The organism is Pseudoduganella rivuli (genome assembly GCF_009674485.1).
Taxonomy (GTDB): domain Bacteria; phylum Pseudomonadota; class Gammaproteobacteria; order Burkholderiales; family Burkholderiaceae_D; genus Rugamonas; species Rugamonas rivuli_B.
The window spans coordinates 284,330-301,526 of the sequence record NZ_WKJJ01000008.1 but is presented as its reverse complement, the minus strand read 5'-3'; the positions used below and the strand labels follow the sequence as shown (position 1 = coordinate 301,526).

The 17,197-nt window shown below is 62.1% G+C and carries 18 protein-coding genes; 13 read left to right on the top strand and 5 right to left on the bottom strand.

Going from position 1 to position 17,197, the window contains the following annotated elements:
- The first annotated feature begins 16 nt into the window (after positions 1-16).
- The 6 genes from GJ700_RS14845 to GJ700_RS14820 all read left to right on the top strand — a co-directional run bounded on the left by GJ700_RS14845 (position 17) and on the right by GJ700_RS14820 (position 5,979).
- Positions 17-343, top strand: a complete 327-nt coding sequence (locus tag GJ700_RS14845) for an FmdB family zinc ribbon protein (protein ID WP_154375103.1) — start codon at positions 17-19, stop codon at positions 341-343.
- A gap of 16 nt (positions 344-359) precedes the next feature.
- A complete protein-coding gene (locus tag GJ700_RS14840; RefSeq protein ID WP_154375102.1) occupies positions 360-947 on the top strand; it encodes a DUF502 domain-containing protein in 588 nt (195 codons plus the stop codon).
- Between the two features lie 28 nt (positions 948-975).
- A complete protein-coding gene (aspS, locus tag GJ700_RS14835) occupies positions 976-2,781 on the top strand; it encodes an aspartate--tRNA ligase (protein ID WP_195763906.1) in 1,806 nt (601 codons plus the stop codon).
- A 64-nt stretch (positions 2,782-2,845) separates the two neighbouring features.
- On the top strand, positions 2,846-3,310 hold the full coding sequence (gene nudB, locus GJ700_RS14830; RefSeq protein ID WP_154375100.1) for a dihydroneopterin triphosphate diphosphatase: 465 nt from the start codon (positions 2,846-2,848) through the stop codon (positions 3,308-3,310).
- Between the two features lie 142 nt (positions 3,311-3,452).
- Positions 3,453-5,072: a methyl-accepting chemotaxis protein gene (locus tag GJ700_RS14825; protein ID WP_154375098.1), complete on the top strand. Its 1,620-nt coding sequence runs from the start codon at positions 3,453-3,455 to the stop codon at positions 5,070-5,072.
- 7 nt (positions 5,073-5,079) lie between these two features.
- Entirely contained in the window at positions 5,080-5,979 is a 900-nt protein-coding gene (locus tag GJ700_RS14820) for an amino acid ABC transporter substrate-binding protein (RefSeq protein ID WP_229507013.1), read from the top strand.
- Between the two features lie 26 nt (positions 5,980-6,005).
- On the opposite strand, the gene GJ700_RS14815 is transcribed toward GJ700_RS14820, so the two are convergent.
- Both GJ700_RS14815 and GJ700_RS14810 read right to left on the bottom strand, forming a co-directional pair.
- Positions 6,006-7,346, bottom strand: a complete 1,341-nt coding sequence (locus GJ700_RS14815; RefSeq protein WP_154375094.1) for a sigma-54-dependent transcriptional regulator — start codon at positions 7,344-7,346, stop codon at positions 6,006-6,008.
- Entirely contained in the window at positions 7,339-9,168 is a 1,830-nt protein-coding gene (locus tag GJ700_RS14810; protein WP_154375092.1) for a sensor histidine kinase, read from the bottom strand. Before GJ700_RS14810 ends, GJ700_RS14815 begins: the two co-directional genes overlap by 8 nt.
- A gap of 265 nt (positions 9,169-9,433) precedes the next feature.
- Here GJ700_RS14810 and GJ700_RS14805 point away from each other — a divergent pair, with 265 nt between their 5' ends.
- From GJ700_RS14805 to GJ700_RS14780, 6 genes are all read left to right on the top strand, one after another.
- Positions 9,434-9,718 carry a LysR family transcriptional regulator gene (locus GJ700_RS14805; protein ID WP_229507012.1) on the top strand — a complete coding sequence of 95 codons (285 nt, stop codon included), beginning with the start codon at positions 9,434-9,436 and terminating at the stop codon, positions 9,716-9,718.
- A 229-nt stretch (positions 9,719-9,947) separates the two neighbouring features.
- Positions 9,948-10,946: a porin gene (locus GJ700_RS14800; RefSeq protein ID WP_154375090.1), complete on the top strand. Its 999-nt coding sequence runs from the start codon at positions 9,948-9,950 to the stop codon at positions 10,944-10,946.
- Between the two features lie 92 nt (positions 10,947-11,038).
- Positions 11,039-11,995, top strand: coding sequence for an amino acid ABC transporter substrate-binding protein (locus tag GJ700_RS14795; RefSeq protein WP_154375088.1), 957 nt, complete (start codon positions 11,039-11,041; stop codon positions 11,993-11,995).
- Positions 11,996-12,032: 37 nt separating this feature from the next.
- Entirely contained in the window at positions 12,033-12,782 is a 750-nt protein-coding gene (locus GJ700_RS14790) for an amino acid ABC transporter permease (protein WP_154375086.1), read from the top strand.
- Between the two features lies 1 nt (position 12,783).
- A complete protein-coding gene (locus GJ700_RS14785; RefSeq protein WP_154375084.1) occupies positions 12,784-13,476 on the top strand; it encodes an amino acid ABC transporter permease in 693 nt (230 codons plus the stop codon).
- A 29-nt stretch (positions 13,477-13,505) separates the two neighbouring features.
- Positions 13,506-14,231 carry an amino acid ABC transporter ATP-binding protein gene (locus GJ700_RS14780; protein ID WP_154375082.1) on the top strand — a complete coding sequence of 242 codons (726 nt, stop codon included), beginning with the start codon at positions 13,506-13,508 and terminating at the stop codon, positions 14,229-14,231.
- A gap of 21 nt (positions 14,232-14,252) precedes the next feature.
- On the opposite strand, the gene GJ700_RS14775 is transcribed toward GJ700_RS14780, so the two are convergent.
- The 3 genes from GJ700_RS14775 to GJ700_RS14765 form a co-directional block, all read right to left on the bottom strand.
- The gene (locus tag GJ700_RS14775; protein ID WP_154375080.1) at positions 14,253-14,726 is read right to left on the bottom strand and encodes a hypothetical protein; all 474 of its coding nucleotides are present in this window, start codon (positions 14,724-14,726) and stop codon (positions 14,253-14,255) included.
- Positions 14,723-15,100 carry a cupin domain-containing protein gene (locus tag GJ700_RS14770; RefSeq protein ID WP_154375077.1) on the bottom strand — a complete coding sequence of 126 codons (378 nt, stop codon included), beginning with the start codon at positions 15,098-15,100 and terminating at the stop codon, positions 14,723-14,725. The genes GJ700_RS14775 and GJ700_RS14770 overlap by 4 nt, the downstream gene beginning before the upstream one ends.
- 86 nt (positions 15,101-15,186) lie before the next feature.
- A complete protein-coding gene (locus tag GJ700_RS14765) occupies positions 15,187-16,212 on the bottom strand; it encodes a MerR family transcriptional regulator (protein WP_154375076.1) in 1,026 nt (341 codons plus the stop codon).
- A 170-nt stretch (positions 16,213-16,382) separates the two neighbouring features.
- On the opposite strand from GJ700_RS14765, the gene GJ700_RS14760 reads away from it, so the two are divergent.
- On the top strand, positions 16,383-17,192 hold the full coding sequence (locus GJ700_RS14760; protein WP_154375074.1) for an endonuclease/exonuclease/phosphatase family protein: 810 nt from the start codon (positions 16,383-16,385) through the stop codon (positions 17,190-17,192).
- The last annotated feature ends 5 nt before the right edge of the window (positions 17,193-17,197 follow it).

Genomic DNA, 17,197 nt, shown 5'->3' with positions numbered 1-17,197 from the left:
TTTTTGCGGAGTAAAGATGCCTATCTACGCCTACCGCTGCGAGGAATGTGGCCATGCCGATGAAGTGCTGCAAAAGATTTCCGATCCGCAGCTGACGGATTGCCCGGCCTGCAGCAAATCCAGTTTCAAGAAGCAGCTGACCGCCGCTGGTTTCCAGTTGAAGGGAACCGGCTGGTATGTGACGGACTTCCGTGGCGGCTCCGCGCCGGCCACCGGCGTGGCGAGTGCGCCCAAGACCGACGCCGCCGCGGCTGCCCCGGCGACGGAATCGTCGTCCGCGTCGTCTGCCGCTCCTGCTGCACCGGCAGCGGCGCCCGCTGCCGCCACCAAACCCGCAGCCTGAAGGCGAAAGGACCCCGATGCGCAAGTATTTCATTACCGGTTTGCTGATTCTGGTACCGCTGGCGATTACCGCCTGGGTACTGAACCTGGTCATCAGTACGCTGGACCAGTCGCTGTTGCTGGTGCCGGAACGCTGGCAGCCACGCACGCTGATCGGTTTTGATATTCCCGGCCTGGGCACGATTTTGACGTTCATTATCGTGCTGGTGACCGGCTTGCTGACCAATAACCTGGTCGGCAATTACGTCGTGCGCATGTGGGAAAAGCTGCTGCACCGCATTCCCGTGGTCAGTTCGCTGTATGGCAGCGTCAAGCAAGTGTCGGATACGCTGTTTTCGTCGTCCGGCAATGCTTTCCGTAAAGCGGTGCTGATTCCCTATCCGCACCAGGATTCGCGCACGATCGCCTTCCTGACCGGTGTGCCGGGCGGCGACGTGAAGAATCACCTGGATGGCGACTACGTCAGTGTGTACGTACCGACCACGCCGAACCCGACGTCGGGATTTTTCCTGATGATGGCAAAAAAAGATGTCATCGAGCTCGATATGAGCGTCGATGCCGCCCTGAAATACATCGTTTCCATGGGCGTGGTTGCGCCTGAATGAACCAAATTAACCTGAACTGAGAAATAACATGTCTATGCGCACTCATTACTGCGGCCTCACCACTGAAGCCCAGCTCGGCCAAACCGTCAGCCTGTGCGGCTGGGTACACCGTCGCCGTGACCACGGCGGCGTGATTTTCATCGACCTGCGCGACCGCGAAGGCCTGGTTCAGGTGGTCTGCAATCCGGAGCAGGCTGAAGTTTTCAAAGTCGCTGAATCGGTCCGTAACGAATACTGCCTGCGCGTGACCGGCCTGGTCAAAGACCGCCTGGCCGGCACCGTCAACGCCAACCTGAAATCCGGCAAGATCGAAGTCGTCGCTTCGCAAGTCGAAGTGCTGAACGCGTCCGTGGCCGTGCCATTCCAGCTGGACGACGACAACCTGTCGGAAACCACCCGCCTGACGCACCGCGTGCTGGACCTGCGCCGTCCGCAAATGCAGAACAACCTGCGCCTGCGCTACAAAGTCACGATGGAAGTGCGCAAGTACCTCGACGAACTGGGCTTCATCGACATCGAGACCCCGACCCTGACCAAGTCGACCCCGGAAGGCGCACGCGACTACCTGGTGCCATCCCGCGTCAACGCCGGCAACTTCTTCGCGCTGCCGCAATCGCCGCAGCTGTTCAAGCAGCTGCTGATGGTGGCCAACTTCGATCGCTACTACCAGATCACCAAGTGCTTCCGCGACGAAGACTTGCGCGCCGACCGCCAGCCGGAATTCACGCAGATCGACTGCGAAACGTCGTTCCTGAACGAACAGGAAATCCGTGACCTGTTCGAAGACATGATCCGCAAAGTGTTCAAGAACACGATGTCGGTCGACCTGCCTAACCCGTTCCCGGTGATGGACTTCTCCGAAGCCATGGGCAAATACGGTTCGGACAAGCCGGACATGCGCGTCAAGCTGGAATTCACCGAACTGACCGACGTCATGAAGGACGTGGACTTCAAGGTCTTCTCCGGCGCCGCCAACATGAAAAACGGCCGCGTGGTCGGCATGCGCGTACCGAAGGGCGCGGACATGCCGCGTTCGGAAATCGACGCGTACACCCAGTTCGTCGCCATCTACGGCGCGAAAGGCCTGGCGTACATCAAGGTCAACGAGAAAGCCAAAGGCCGTGACGGCCTGCAGTCGCCGATCGTGAAAAACATCCACGACGCGGCCCTGGCCAAGATCCTGGAACTGACGGGCGCGCAAGACGGCGACCTGATCTTCTTCGGCGCCGACAAGGCCAAGGTGGTCAACGATGCGATCGGCGCGCTGCGCGTGAAGATCGGCCACTCCGAGTTCGGCAAGGCCAACGGCCTGTTCGACGACGTGTGGGCGCCGCTGTGGGTGATCGACTTCCCGATGTTCGAATACGACGAGGAAGACGACCGCTGGACCGCAACCCACCACCCGTTCACCGCGCCAAAAGACGGCCACGAAGACATGCTGGAAACCAATCCGGGCGCCTGCGTTGCCAAGGCTTACGACATGGTGTTGAACGGCTGGGAACTGGGCGGCGGTTCGATCCGTATCCACCGCGAAGAAGTGCAGTCGAAAGTGTTCCGCGCACTGAAGATCGATGCCGACGAAGCCCGCCTGAAGTTCGGCTTCCTGCTGGACGCGCTGCAATACGGCGCGCCTCCGCACGGCGGCCTGGCCTTCGGCCTGGACCGTATCGTGACGCTGATGACCAAGTCCGATTCGATCCGCGACGTGATCGCCTTCCCGAAAACCCAGCGCGCCCAGTGCCTGCTGACCCAGGCGCCGTCGGAAGTCGACGAGAAGCAACTGCGCGAGCTGCATATCCGCCTGCGCACGGCCGAGCCGAAAGTGGCTGGTTAATCAGTCGTGATGGAAAAGGCGCTGCGGCGCCTTTTCTTTTGCCTGCGTTTTGCCTGCATTCTGCATGGATAAGCCTTACAAAATCCCCGAATCCGTCCTGGTCGTGATCCACACGGCCGACCTGCAAGTACTGCTGATCGAGCGTGCCGACAAGCAGGGTTATTGGCAATCGGTGACCGGTTCGCTCGATGCGCCGGACGAGCCGTTACTGACCACCGCGACCCGTGAATTGTTCGAAGAGACGGGCATCGTGGCCGATGGTGAAACCATCGTGCTGCGCGACTGGCATCTGTCGAACATTTACGAAATTTACCCCGTGTGGCGGCACCGCTACGCGCCGGGCGTGACGCAGAATACGGAACACGTGTTTTCCGTCGAAGTGCCGCGCGATATTCCCATCCTGCTCAGTCCCCGCGAGCATGTGAACCACGTGTGGCTGCCGTACCTGGAAGCGGCGGACAAGTGCTTTTCGCCGTCGAACGCGGAAGCGGTGCTGCTGTTGCCGCGGCACGTGACAGCGCAGCGCTGACTGAATGCAGGATTGCCTGCACACCGATTGCGTATTTTGCATAAGGTTTGCCCGTAGAAAAAAACCGTGTGACGATGGCTGCGTCCTTAAAGCGACCGCGCCGCTTCCTCCCGCGCGGCTTCATGTCTACACGGGGAATGGCATGCCCACCATCGCCAATATCAAGATCGGCCAGCGCCTGGCGCTGGGGTTCAGTATCGTGCTGCTGTGCGCAATCGCGCTGCTGGGGTTGGGTTTATGGCAGATGAGCCAGATGCAAACCCTGACCGACGCCATCGTCAACGACGAAGCCGCCGGCCTCGATGCCGCCACCAGCATGCGTGAAAACGGCGGCGCGCTGGCGCTGATCCTGCGCAAGTTGAGCGCCCCCACCGATGTCGCGGAACAGGCGCAGGAAAGCAAGCGCCTGGTGGACACGCTGGCCGCCTATGACCGCGCGCTGCGTCACCTGCTGTGGCACAGCGCCAGCCCCGAAGGGATGCGTTTGCTGACGCAGGTGCAGGCGCGGCAAGCGGTGGTCATGCCAATGCTGGAGCAGGTCAGGCGCCAGGCGGCCGATGGCAATTATTTCGATGCCGCACTGGCCGTGAAGGCGCTGTCGGGCCCCCATGAACAATGGATGGCGGCGCTGAGCCAACTGGCCGACCACCGGCGCGCCGCCATGAAGGAAGCGGCTGCCGCATCGGGCCGGCATTACCAGGCCGCGATGCTGGGCATGTGGTCGCTGGGCGGGCTGGCGCTGGCGCTGGGCGCCGTCATCGCCTGGCTGACCACCCGGACCATCACGGCGCCGCTGCATCACGCGGGCCGCATTGCCGGCGCCATCGCCACCGGCGACCTGAGCCAGGAAATCGGGTCCGCACCGAACGATGAAACCGGCGCCCTGGTGCGCGCATTGCAGACCATGCAGCACCAGTTGATTGGCGCCGTGCGGCAAATCCAGCACGGCGCCTGCAATATCGGCGTGGCGGCCCGTGAAATCGCCATCGGCAATGCCGATTTGTCGGCGCGCACCGAAGCGCAGGCAGGGTCGCAGGAACACACCGCCAGCGCCATGCAGGCGCTGACCGGCGCCGTTGGCAGGAATGCCGGACATGCGCGGCAAGCCAATGACCTGGTGCTGGATGCCGCGGCGGTCGCCGCCACGGGCGGGCGACTGATGACCGAAGTGGTCGACACCATGCGCGCCATCCAGTCCAGTGCGCGCAAGATCGCGGACATCACCGGGGTCATCGATGGCATTGCCTTCCAGACCAATATCCTGGCGCTGAACGCCGCCGTGGAAGCGGCGCGCGCCGGCGAGCAGGGGCGCGGCTTTGCCGTGGTGGCTTCCGAAGTGCGCCAGCTGGCGCAGCGCAGCGCGGCTGCCGCCAGGGAAATCAAGATCCTGATCGGCGACTCCGTCGGCATGGTCGATGGCGGCAGCCGCCTGGTCGACATTGCCGGCCAGACCATGGCGCGCATCGTCACCTCGGTGCAATCGGTGGCGGCCATCATGGCCGATATTGCCGCCGCCAGCGAAGCCCAAAGCACGGGCTTGCAAGACATCAGCCAGGCCATGGCGCGGATGGACGACATGACGCAACAAAATGCCGCGCTGGTCGAGCAGGCTGCTGCCGCGGCCGCCAGCCTGCAAATCCAGGCTGAACGGCTCGAACAGGCGGTCGCGATTTTCCGGCTGGCCCCGGTTCCCTCCACTGTGCCTGTCCAAATGGCGTACCATGTACATACATTCCCCATCGGCAATGAAATCTACTCTTGATGCCGTTATGAAAAAATCATGCCTGCTGCTTGCCTTGTCCGCCCTGCTGGCCGCGGGCGCCCATGCGCAGGATTCGGGCACCCTCAGGAAAATCAAGGAAACCGGCGTCATCTCGATTGGTTTCCGCGACAAGTCCATCCCGTTTTCGTACCTGGACCGGCAGCAGCGGCCGATCGGCTATTCCATCGAACTGTGCGAGCGGGTGGTGGCGGCCGTGAAAAACCGGCTGAAGCTGCCGACGCTGGAAGTGATGTACCGGCCTGTGACGGCGGCCAACCGCATGGCGTTCGTCGCCAATGACATCGTCGACATCGAATGCGGTTCGACGTCCAATACGCTGGAGCGGCAAAAGGAAGTGGCGTTTTCCGTCACCACGTTTGTCTCGTCCAGCAGCCTGATGTCCAGGAAAGCCAACAGTTTCCAGAGCCTGGCCGAACTCAAGGGGCGCACCGTGGTGTCCACCGCCGGCACCACCACCGTCAAGGCGTTGCAGGAATGGAGCCGTGCGCTGGACCTCGACTTGCGCATCATCGCGGCCAAAGACCATGCCGATGCGTTCGCCATGGTGGAGTCGGACCGCGCCGCCGCGTTCGCGATGGATGAAATACTGTTGCTGGGGCTGGCCGCCACGGCGGCCAAGCCGGGCGATTACGCGGTGCACCGCTCGGACTTGCCGCAGGAACCTTATGGCATGGTGTTGCGCAAGCGCGATCCGGAATTCAAGCGGGTGGTGGACGACGCCATCATCGAGCTGTACCGCTCGGGTGAAATCCATCAAATCTACCGTAAATGGTTCCAGTCGCCGCTGCCGAACAGCCGCATCGAATTGCATATGCCGATGAGCGCGGCGTTGCGGCGCGTGGTGGCCGCGCCGACCGATTCGGGCGATCCCGCTGACTACCGCTGACGCGGGCGGCGGTCCGCCCGGGCCGCTCAGCCCGCGTCGGGACGGAAATCGTCGATGACGATGCCGTGCCGGTGCAGTTTGTCGTACAAGGTCTTCTTGCCGATCCCCAGCGTTTCGCACACCGGCAGCGGTTTGCCCTGGTGCGCTTTCAGCGCCTGCTCGATCAGGGTTTTTTCCACCATGTCCATCTGCTGTCCCAGCGTCAGCGGTCCGGCGCCGGCGCCACCTTCGCCGGGCAGGCCCAGCACGAAACGGTCGGCCGCGTTGCGCAATTCCCGCACGTTGCCGGGCCAGTCATGGGCCATCAGCTTGCGGACATGGTCGGCCGGCAGGGCCGGGGCCTCGCGGCCATAGCGGCGCGCCGCCTGCAGCAGGAAGTGTTCGAACAGCAGGGGAATATCGTCGCGCCGTTCGCGCAGCGGCGGCAAGGTCAGCGTGGCGACATTGAGCCGGTAATACAGGTCGCTGCGGAATTTGCCCTGATCGCTCAGCGTCTTCAAGTCATACTTGGTGGCGGCCACGATGCGGAAATCGATCGCCACCTGTTCGTTGGAGCCCAGCCGTTCGATCTTGCGCTCCTGCAGCGCGCGCAGCAGCTTGACCTGGAAGTTCATCGGCATGCTTTCGATTTCATCGAGCATCAGCGTGCCGCCATGCGCGTGCTCGATCTTGCCGACGCGCCGTTTGCTGGCGTTGGTGAAGGCGCCCGCTTCGTGGCCGAAAATCTCGCTCTCGAACAGCGTTTCGGGCAAGCCGCCGCAATTGATGGCGACAAAATTGGCGCGGCGGCGGTTGCTGTGCTCGTGCAGGCAGCGCGCCACGACTTCCTTGCCGGTGCCGGTTTCTCCGAATACCAGCACGTCGGCCGGCGTGTCGGCCAGGTTCAGGATCTGTTCGCGCAGCAGGCGGATGGCGGGCGATTCGCCCACCAGCGTGGCGTCCAGGCCGCACGTCTGCGTGAGTTTGCGGCGCAAGGTGTCGACTTCCAGGCGCAGCGTGCGCTTTTCCACGGCGCGCGTGGCCACTTCCACCAACCGCTCCATCGCATACGGCTTTTCAATGAAATCGTAGGCGCCGTGCCGCATGGCGTCGACCGCCATCGACACGTCGCCATGGCCGGTCACCAGGATCACCGGGATGGCGGCGTCGGTGGCGCAGACCTGGCGCAGCAGGCCGAAGCCGTCCATGCCGGGCAGCCGCACGTCGGTGATCACGATGCCGGGCAAGCCTTCCACGATATGGGGCAGGGCGTGTTCGGCCGACTCGTAGGGTTCCACCGCAAAACCGGCCAGCTCCAGCGTTTCCGCCACGCTGCTGCGTACCGCATGGTCGTCTTCGACGAAAATGATTTTGTAACCTTCAAACATGGGAGATTTCCTCGCAGAGCTGGAGATCGAGTTCAAATGCGGCGCCGCCCGGAATATTCGACGCGCGCAGGGTGCCGCCGAAATCGCGCACGATATCGGCCGAGATGGCCAGCCCCAAGCCCAGGCCCTGACCCGGCAGCTTGGTGCTGAAGAAGGGTTCGAACAGGCGCGCCAGCACGTCGTCGGGGATGCCGGTGCCGCTGTCTTCCACGCGGATATGAGCGCGGCCGCCGGCATGCCAGACCCGTATCGACAGCGTCCTGGCCGGCGCCTCGCGCATCGCGTCCAGCGCGTTGGCGCACAGGTTGATCAACACCTGTTCCAGGCGGTTACTGTCGCACAGCGCGCGCAATCTGGCATCGATGACGGTATGCACGGTGATTTGTTCGGTACGGATGCGGTTTTCCAGCAATAGCAGGGTGGCGTCCACCGCATCGGCCAGCAGGAATGGCCGCAACGCCAGCGGCGTCTTGCGCGAAAAGGACTTGAGCTGTTCGGTCAGGTGGCCCATGCGCTCGGTCAGCGCGCTGATCGATTGCAGGTTCTTTTCGATGCGCGCCATTTCGCCGCGCTTCAACAACAGCTGGGAATTGAATGACAGCGAGCGCAGCGCCGTCAGCGGCTGGCTGATTTCGTGCGTGATGCCGGCCGACATCTGGCCCAGCAGCGCCAATCGGCTGGCGTGAATCAGGCTGTCCTGGGATGCGCGCAACACCTGTTCCGCGTGTTTGCGTTCGCTGACTTCGCGCAGCAATTCCTGGTTCATGTCGTGCAGTTCGGCGGTGCGTTCCGCGATGCGCACTTCCAGCAAGTCATGCGCGCGCTGCAATGCTTCGCGTGCTTTCAAGCGGCTGGCGATGGCGCGCCGGCGCTGCGCCAGGAACAGCCCGAGCAGGCTGACGAAGGCCAGCAGCACGCCGGCGCCGATGGCGTTGCGCAAGGCATTGACGGTGGCGTTGCCGGCGCTGGCCAGCATCACCAGGCGCCAGCCCTGGTGCGGCATGGCGCGGCTCTGGGCCGCATACAGGATCAGTGCCGCATTGGGCCCCTGGCTGCGCAGGACGGCGGTGCCGGACATGGGCAGGCGGGGCGCGTGCTGGTTACGCCATTCGGGCGCGGTGGCGATGATGACCGTGTCGTTTTCATCGACCACCAGCAGCATTTCGTGGCTCGATTGGGTAATCGACGCGCTCCACGTCGACTCGATCGGGTCGAGACTGATCTTGACGACCGCCACGCCCAGTACCGCGCCATTCTGCAGGATCGGCTGGGCAAAATAGTATTCCGGCGTATTGCGTTCCGCGCTGCGTGAAAAGTAGCGCGCCGGCCTGCCTTGCAGGGCTTCCCTGACATAGGGCAGCGTGGACACGTCGCGGCCCATCCGGCTGTCCTGCTGGTACCAGTCGCTGGCAGCGGAAATGTTGCCCGTGCTGTTGACCAGGAACGTCATCATGGCGCCGGCCCGCACGTTCAGGCTGGAGAGGCGCTTGCTGGTCTTTTCCAGCTGCTTCATGTCGTCCGGCCTGGCCAGCAACGCTTGCACATCCTGGTCCATGGCAATAATGCCCGGCAGGTATTCGTGTTTGCCCAGTTCACTTTCCAGTCCGCCCGCATATAAATCGAGCTGGTGCTCCAGCATGTCGTTGAGCTGGTCGTATCCCTGTTGCGCGCTCCATGCATACACCTGCACGACCGCCGCTGCGGCCAAGCCCAGCAACACGGTGCCCAGCGTATATACCAGCGCCGGGCGGTTGAATAAACCAGATCTAAAAGCCAGCAATTGTTGCCTCGGGAAGGTCGGCAGGAAGAATGCCCTGAACATATTACCTTAGAAAATATTTCTAATCATCACTTTTTCAAGGCGATCGGACAGGCAGGCATGGGGCGTATCGAAATCCATACCGCGAATGGCCTGCGCGTGTGGATTTACACACGAGCAGCGAACGAGGCCATTCCCACCGTATTTAAAAATTCATGGTAAATCATGGACATATTTGATTTCCTCCGGCAATTAATCTAGTTGGCATGCAAACTGCTAGTAGAGAGGCAGACAATATCCCGGTGGCCGGTCAAATACTAACGAGGGAATGATGGATACGAGATGGGTCGAAGATTTTCTGTGTCTGGCGGAGATGCGCAGTTTCAAGCGTTCCGCGTTTGCGCGCAACGCCAGCCAGGCGGCATTCAGCCGCCGTATCCAGTCCCTGGAATCATGGATTGGCGCCGAGTTGGTGGACCGCAGTTCCATGCCGCTCAGCCTGACGCCGGCCGGCCATACTTTTCGTTGCGTTGCCGTCAACATTGTCCGCCAGGTTGATTTGGCAAGAAACCTGGTTCAAACACATGGCGAAGCGATAAAGCATATCGCTTAAAAAAACCGGAATTAATTTAGAAGTTCAGTCCAGGCCCAAATAGGCGCCTGTGGATTATTACGCCCTGCGATAACCGCCACCCTTGGTTTATTGCTGGAATGGATAAGTGCATGCGTATTGCCGGTCAAATAAACAATTTGATTCGAATTTAAAACGACACCCCTGAATTTTTAAAACGGAACGGATTTAAATAAAACCGGTTCCGCATAACTAGAAAAAGGACGTAAAAATGAATCGAATGACCATTGCTGCCGCCATTTCCATTTCCGGCCTGTGCGCGGGGAGCGCCTGGGCCCAGTCGACCGTGACTGTCTATGGCGTGGCCGACGCCGCGCTGGTGCGCGAATCGGGCGGTCCGGCGGGCAGCGTGACCAATATCGGTCCGGGCGTGGCGTCCGGCTCGCGCCTGGGTTTCAAGGGCAAGGAAGACCTGGGCGGCGGCCTGGCGGCCATCTTCCAGGTTGAAAATGGCTTGAACATCGACAACGGCTCGGCGGCGCAGGGCGGTTTGCTGTTCGGCCGCCAGGCCTATGTCGGCCTGGCCAGCGCGGCCGGCACTGTGACGCTGGGCCGCCAGTATTCGCCGTATTACAAGGCGTTGCGCGACGTGGCCGACCCGTTCTGCATCGGCATGGCCGGCAATGCGGGCAACATCATGGTGACCAATACCCGGGTCGACAACATGGTGCAGTACGCCTCGCCGCAATTCAATGGTTTGACGGCCGAAGTGGCGGTCGGCATGGGCGAAACCGCCGGCAACAGCGAAAAGAACCGCGCCTACAGCACGGCCGTGTATTACGTGCAGGGCGGCCTGACGGTGGCGGCGGGCTGGTTCCAGCGCCATAACGCAACGGCGACCGACCAGACCCGCAATGCGCTGGTGACGGCGCGCTACCGTCTCGGCGCGGTGGATGTGGCCCTGGGCTATGCGGAAAACCATGGCCTGGCCGGTGCACGCAGCGACGACACCATCGTCGGCGTGATCGTGCCGCTGGGCGCGCACAAGCTGTATGCGTCGTATATCCGCCATGACGACCAGACCGCGGCCGCCCGCAACGCCAACCAGTGGGCGGTGGGCTACACCTATTCGCTGTCCAAGCGCACCGACCTGTATGCCGCGTATGGCCATATCGCCAACAGCAACGGCGCCACGTTCAAGGTCGGCAACGCCACCGAGACCGGCAGCGGCAACGCCGCCACCAACCTCGGCATCCGCCACATTTTCTAAGCCTGATCCGTTTCCTTAACCCCGGGATGGGCCGCTGCCCATCCTGCCCATCCCGCCGGTACGCAGTGCCGGATTTTTCTGGAGTCTGTCTGATGAAATCGTCGAACTATATCGCCGCACTGTTTAGCCTGGGTATGCTGTCCGCCGCCGCGCTGGCGCAAGCGCAGGATGAGGGCGGCACGCTGGCCAAGATCAAAAAGAGCGGGACCATCACGCTGGGTGTGCGCGACGGTTCCGTGCCGTTTTCCTACCTGGACGACAAGCAGCAATATCAGGGCTATTCGATCGAACTGTGCATGAAGGTGGTGACGGCGCTGCAAAAGCAACTGGGCCTGACCGAGCTGAAAGTGGCGATGAACCCGGTCACGTCGGCCAACCGCATCCCGCTGATGGCCAACGGCACCATCGACCTCGAATGCGGCTCCACCACCAACAACCTGGAACGCCAGCAGCAGGTGGCGTTCGCCCCCACCATGTTCGTCGTGGCCAACCGGCTGATGGCGAAGAAATCGTCCAACATCCATACGCTGGCCGACATGAAGGGCAAGACCCTGGTGGCCACCGCCGGCACGTCCACGCTGAAGCAGATGACGATCCTGAACAAGGAACAAAACCTGGGCATGAACATCATTGTCGGCAAGGACCATCCCGAGTCGTTCCTGATGGTGGAAACCGGCCGCGCCGTGGCCGAAGCGAATGACGACATCCTGCTGGCGGCGCAGCGCGCCAATTCGAAAACGCCCGGCGACTATGAAATCACGTCCGAAGCGCTGTCGGTGGAACCCTACGGGATCATGATGCGCAAGGGTGACGCGGCATTCAAGAAGGTGGTCGATGACGCGCTGGTGCGCGTCTACAAGTCGGGCGACGACATGCAGCGCCTGTACCACAAATGGTTCATGTCGCCGATCCCGCCCAAGGGCATCAACATGCGCTTCCCGATGCCGCCGCAACTGGAGCACGTGCTGGCCAAGCCGACCGATTCGGGCGACCCGGCCGATTACGCGGCCGTGCCGGAAGCGCAGAAAGCCGCCACCAAAAAGAAATAACACGCGGGCTGGCTCACTTCACGAATAAGGATAACGTATGAATTACCACTGGAACTGGCGCATCTTCTGGGAAATGGCGCCCGATGGCGCCGGCACCTACCTCGATACCTTGTGGTCGGGCCTGGCGTGGACCCTGGCCACGTCATTGACCGCCTGGCTGATGGCCCTGGCCCTGGGTCTGCTGGTCGGTACCGCGCGCACGCTGCCCAACAAGGCGCTGGCGGCGCTGGCCAACGCGTATGTGGAATTGTTCCGCAACATTCCACTGCTGGTGCAAATGTTCCTGTGGTTCTTCGTGATGCCCGAAGTGCTGCCACAGGCGGCCGGCGACTGGATCAAGGCGCTGCCGAACGCGCCGTTCGTCACCGCCGTGCTGTGCCTGGGCTTTTTCACGTCGTCGCGGGTGGCGGTGCAAGTGTCGACCGGTATCGCCGCGTTGCCGCGCGGGCAGCGCATGGCCGGCACGGCGCTCGGCCTGACCCTGGGGCAGACTTACCGCTACGTGCTGCTGCCGATGGCGGCGCGCGTGATCCTGCCGCCGCTGACCAGCGAATTCCTCAACATCATCAAGAACAGTTCGGTGGCGCTGACCATCGGCCTGATGGAATTGACGGCCAGCGCGCGCGCCATCCAGGAATTTTCATTCCAGGTATTCGAAGCATTTTCCGCCGCGACGCTGATTTACGTGACGGTCAACATTTGCGTGGTGTACCTGATGCACCGCCTGGAAAAGAAAGTCGCGGTGCCTGGCTTTATCGTGGCGGGCGCCGCCTCGGGAGGACATTGAGATGCTCGGCAATTTTGATTTCGACGTGATCGCCCGTTCGTGGGGCTATCTGTTCCAGACCGGCATGCTGTTCACGCTGAAGCTGACGGCGCTGGCCATGGCCGGCGGCATCGTGGTGGGCACCTTGTTAGCGCTGATGCGGCTGTCCAGCATCAAGGCAGTGTCGGTGTTCGCCTCCGGCTACGTCAACCTGGTGCGCTCGATACCGCTGGTGCTGGTGATCTTCTGGTTTTACTTCCTGGTGCCGTATATCGCGGCCTGGGTGATCGGTTCGCCGACGCCGGTGCAGGTCGGCGCGTTCACGTCGGCGCTGATCACTTTCATCATGTTCGAAGCGGCGTATTACTGCGAGATCATGCGCAGCGGCATACAGGCGATTCCGCGCGGCCAGGTCTGGGCCGGCCGCGCGCTGGGCATGAATTATCGCCAGACCATGTCGCACGTCGTGCTGCCGCAAGCATTCCGCAACATGATCCCCGTTCTGCTGACGCAAACCATCGTGCTGTTCCAGGACGTCTCGCTGGTGTACGTGCTGTCGATTCCCGACTTCGTCGGCGCCGCCGGCAAGGTGGCCCAGCGCGACGGGCGCCTGGTGGAAATGTATACGTTCGTGGCGGTGGTGTACTTCGCGCTGTGCTTTGGCTTGTCGGCCCTGGTGCGCCGGTTGCAGCAGCGCGTCGCCATCATTCGGTAACCATCGATATCCCTTCAGTGAGAGAGCAAATGATTAAAATTGAAAACATCAGCAAGTGGTACGGGCACTTCCAGGTGCTGACCGATTGCAGCACGCATGTCCGCAAGGGTGACGTCATGGTGATTTGCGGCCCGTCGGGGTCCGGCAAGTCCACGCTGATCAAGACCGTCAACGGGCTGGAACCTATCCAGCGCGGCAATATCCTGGTCGACAACGTGGCGGTGTGCGACCCGAAGACCAACCTGTCGGCGCTGCGCGCGCGCATCGGCATGGTGTTCCAGAATTTCGAACTGTTCCCGCACCTGACCATCCGCGAAAACCTGACCATCGCCCAGGTCAAGGTGTTGAAGCGCGGCCAGGACGAAGCCAATGCCAAGGGCTTGAAATACCTGGACCGGGTCGGCCTGCTGGCGCACCAGGACAAGTTCCCCGGCCAGCTGTCGGGCGGCCAGCAGCAGCGCGTGGCGATCGCCCGCGCGCTGTCGATGGACCCGATCGCCATGCTGTTCGACGAGCCGACGTCGGCGCTGGACCCGGAAATGATCAATGAAGTGCTGGACGTGATGGTGGGGCTGGCGCAGGAAGGCATGACCATGATGGTGGTCACGCACGAAATGGGCTTTGCCCGGCGCGTGGCCAACCGCATCGTGTTCATGGACCAGGGCAAAGTCATCGAGGATTGCAGCAAGGATGACTTCTTCGGCACCACGCGCTCGCCGCGCGCTGCCGACTTCCTGTCCAAGATCATTCACTAAATGACCCGCCAGGCGCGGCGCTTACCGTTCCGGGCACGCGCCGCTGTTGTCACTCTCCTCGACATCGGTGACGATGCCCTGGTCCACCGTGAAGACCAGCGCCGTGGCGGCGACTGCGCCTTTTTCCATCGTAAAGCAAATGATGGCGCCACGGCTGGCGCGCAATTCACCGCTGATCCACGTGGCGACCAGCGGCGACGTCACGCCTTCGTAGACCGCACCCAGCGGCATATTCGTACCACAATCGCTGAAGTGGGTCAGGTACAGCGTGCTGTCGATAATGGCCCATCGCGCCACCGGCCCGCCCGCGGCGGAACAGTAATTCTGCTTGCGCATGGCCGCAAGCCGGTCGGACGGCGGTACCGGCAGTGATGCCCGTCCGTTCATGAGTACAACACTCTGCCGGCCCTCGTACGTGAGCGCGTCGTGCTGCGGCAGCGTGGCGGATGCGGCGCCGGCCCACAGCAGGGTTGCAAGCGTCGCGAACCGTTTCATGCCAGTTGCTGTTCCAGCGTTTTGGTATAGGGCGTGTCGACGTCGCCCGTATGTTTGGTGGTGACGGTTTCGACCAGCATGATCCAGCATTCTTCCTCCGCCACCGGCTTGTGCTGCGTGGCGCGCGGCACCACGTGCAGCGTGCCTTGATTCAGCTGCACCACCTTGCCGCCTTCATAGTGCATGGCCAGGCTGCCGCGCACGATGAAAAACAGTTCATCTTCGTGTTCGTGGCTGTGCCAGGTGATTTCACCCTGGACTTTGGCCAGCTTGACGTACTGGTCGTTTACCTGGGCCACGACCTTGGGCGACCAGTGGTCGGTGATGGTGGCGAAGGCGGCTTCGAGGTTGACGGATTCGGCGAAGGGATTCATGAATAACGCTCCTTGGTAAAGCTAACAATATAGCGCTTGTCGATGGCCACGGATTGTCTGCCGTTGCTGTGTTTCGGCGCGGGCGGCTACGCTGCCCGCAACGCCATCATTGCCTGCCGCACCCACTCCAGCATCGCCGCATCGATCCAGCCCGGGTCCGTCAGCCCCGGTTCCCTGGTCAGCGCTTCACGGATCTTCGCCTGCGTGGCAGGATTATCTCCAGCGAACGAGCGGAACAGCTCGAACCACTGTCGCGCCAATTCCTGCCCCTGCGGCGAATCCGGCGCATGGCCTTCATCGATCGCTACCCGTACCCGCGCAATCAGCGGCGGCCACTCCTGCGCGCGCTTGCCGATATTGGCGCGGACGAACGCGTATTCATCGTCGTCGAGGTAGCGGCGGTAAATCGCCAGCTTGCCTTCATGCGAAGCATCGATGATGAATTGCAGGATGTCCGATGTGACGCCGGACTGTTCCCGCACTTCCTGATTGTGCTCGTGCAGCGTGTTCAGGCGGGCAAACAGGATCGGATTGGCGCCCGTGTCGTGCACGCTTTTCGCCATCCATTGCCGTGCCAGCACTTGCGCGTCCGGGTCTTGCGGCGTGGCGCCCCGGTCCATCAGCGCGCGCACGGAAGCCACCAGCGCCTTCCATTCAGGCACGGCAATCGCGGCATTGGTATACAGCGGCAATTGCTGCAATTCTTCCGGGGTGAAATATTTGTCGTACATGCTCATGCTCTCCAAAGTGGTCAGCCAGTCGGCCAGGTTCGGTTCCTGTCCCTGCGTCAGCACGCCATGCAAGCGCCGCAAGCGCTCGCGCAACGCGCCGGCCTGCTCGATTTCGCGCGTCAGCATGTCGATTTGCTGGGCGACCACCGATTGCAGGGACAGGTCCGGCCTGGATAGATAGGTTCCGACGTCGGCCAGCGGCAGGCCAAAACTGCGCAGCGCCTGGATCTGGTGCAGCCGGGCGACATCCGCATCGTTGTACAGCCGGTAGCCGGCGTCGGACCGCGCCGAAGGGGTCAGCAAGCCGATAGCGTCATAGTGGTGCAGCGCGCGTACCGTCAAGCCGGTGCGGCGGGCCAGTTCCCCAATTTTCAGCGCCATCGGTGTCCTTTCTCTTCGAACGTGTGACCATCGTGGAGCCTGACGTTGCGTCAGGGTCAAGCGGATCCTACAGGATTTTTCCTGCGGCACAGTCTGTGCGGTGGCCAACCCAGCGCGCCACCGCACAATATCCCCGCAGCAAGCAAGCTGTTGGGGTTAGAATCAATTGCATGAAGATCCGAGTCGCTACCTACAACATCCATAAGGGCATGTCGTACCGCAGCCATCCGCGGGTACACGCGCTCAAGCAAGCCATCGGGCAGTTCGATGCCGACGTGGTGTTTTTGCAGGAAGTGCAGGGCAAGCATGACCGGATTGCTGAAAAATTCGGCAGCGAGGCCAATGGCCACCGGCATTGGCCCACCACGGCCCAGCACGAATTCTTTGCCGGCGACGAGCGCCATTCCGTGTACGGCATGAACGCGGTCTACGACCATGGCCACCACGGCAATGCGCTGCTCAGCAATTTCCCCATCGCGCACTGGACCAACACGGATATTTCCGACCACAAGTACGAAGCGCGCGGCATCCTGCACTGCATTATCGAGACACCGGAACAGCCCGTGCACTGCTACGTGGTGCACCTGGGCCTGTTCGAAGGCAGCCGCACGCGGCAGACGCAGTCGCTGATCGATGCCGTGCGGGAAACCGCGCCCGACAACGAACCCGTCATCATTGCCGGCGACTTCAACGACTGGCGCAATACGTTGAGCGATACCTTGCGCCAGGCGCTGGGCGTGGTGGAAGTGTTCGATGAAATCGGTGCTCATCCCTCGTTTGGTGACCTGGTGCGCACCCTGGCGCGCCGCCAGGCCGCCGTCCGGCCCGCGCGCACGTTCCCGGCGGCCTTGCCATTCTTCAGGTTGGACCGCATCTATGTGCGAGGCTTCCATGTGGAGACCGCGCAAGTCTTGCACGGCCCCGCATGGGCTAAACTGTCGGACCATTCGCCTATCGTCGCGACACTCCAACTGAACTGAAGGAC

Excerpts from the sequence above, each read along its gene's own strand:
- aspS (WP_195763906.1), top strand. The coding sequence starts at position 976 with ATGTCTATGCGCACTCATTACTGCGGCCTCACCACTGAAGCCCAGCTC.
- GJ700_RS14765 (WP_154375076.1), bottom strand. The coding sequence starts at position 16,212 with ATGGCGCTGAAAATTGGGGAACTGGCCCGCCGCACCGGCTTGACGGTA.
- GJ700_RS14790 (WP_154375086.1), top strand. The coding sequence starts at position 12,033 with ATGAATTACCACTGGAACTGGCGCATCTTCTGGGAAATGGCGCCCGAT.
- nudB (WP_154375100.1), top strand. The coding sequence starts at position 2,846 with ATGGATAAGCCTTACAAAATCCCCGAATCCGTCCTGGTCGTGATCCAC.
- GJ700_RS14815 (WP_154375094.1), bottom strand. The coding sequence starts at position 7,346 with ATGTTTGAAGGTTACAAAATCATTTTCGTCGAAGACGACCATGCGGTA.
- GJ700_RS14775 (WP_154375080.1), bottom strand. The coding sequence starts at position 14,726 with ATGAAACGGTTCGCGACGCTTGCAACCCTGCTGTGGGCCGGCGCCGCA.
- GJ700_RS14820 (WP_229507013.1), top strand. The coding sequence starts at position 5,080 with ATGAAAAAATCATGCCTGCTGCTTGCCTTGTCCGCCCTGCTGGCCGCG.
- GJ700_RS14810 (WP_154375092.1), bottom strand. The coding sequence starts at position 9,168 with ATGTTCAGGGCATTCTTCCTGCCGACCTTCCCGAGGCAACAATTGCTG.
- GJ700_RS14840 (WP_154375102.1), top strand. The coding sequence starts at position 360 with ATGCGCAAGTATTTCATTACCGGTTTGCTGATTCTGGTACCGCTGGCG.
- GJ700_RS14805 (WP_229507012.1), top strand. The coding sequence starts at position 9,434 with ATGATGGATACGAGATGGGTCGAAGATTTTCTGTGTCTGGCGGAGATG.
- GJ700_RS14780 (WP_154375082.1), top strand. The coding sequence starts at position 13,506 with ATGATTAAAATTGAAAACATCAGCAAGTGGTACGGGCACTTCCAGGTG.
- GJ700_RS14770 (WP_154375077.1), bottom strand. The coding sequence starts at position 15,100 with ATGAATCCCTTCGCCGAATCCGTCAACCTCGAAGCCGCCTTCGCCACC.
- GJ700_RS14825 (WP_154375098.1), top strand. The coding sequence starts at position 3,453 with ATGCCCACCATCGCCAATATCAAGATCGGCCAGCGCCTGGCGCTGGGG.
- GJ700_RS14795 (WP_154375088.1), top strand. The coding sequence starts at position 11,039 with ATGAAATCGTCGAACTATATCGCCGCACTGTTTAGCCTGGGTATGCTG.
- GJ700_RS14785 (WP_154375084.1), top strand. The coding sequence starts at position 12,784 with ATGCTCGGCAATTTTGATTTCGACGTGATCGCCCGTTCGTGGGGCTAT.
- GJ700_RS14760 (WP_154375074.1), top strand. The coding sequence starts at position 16,383 with ATGAAGATCCGAGTCGCTACCTACAACATCCATAAGGGCATGTCGTAC.
- GJ700_RS14800 (WP_154375090.1), top strand. The coding sequence starts at position 9,948 with ATGAATCGAATGACCATTGCTGCCGCCATTTCCATTTCCGGCCTGTGC.
- GJ700_RS14845 (WP_154375103.1), top strand. The coding sequence starts at position 17 with ATGCCTATCTACGCCTACCGCTGCGAGGAATGTGGCCATGCCGATGAA.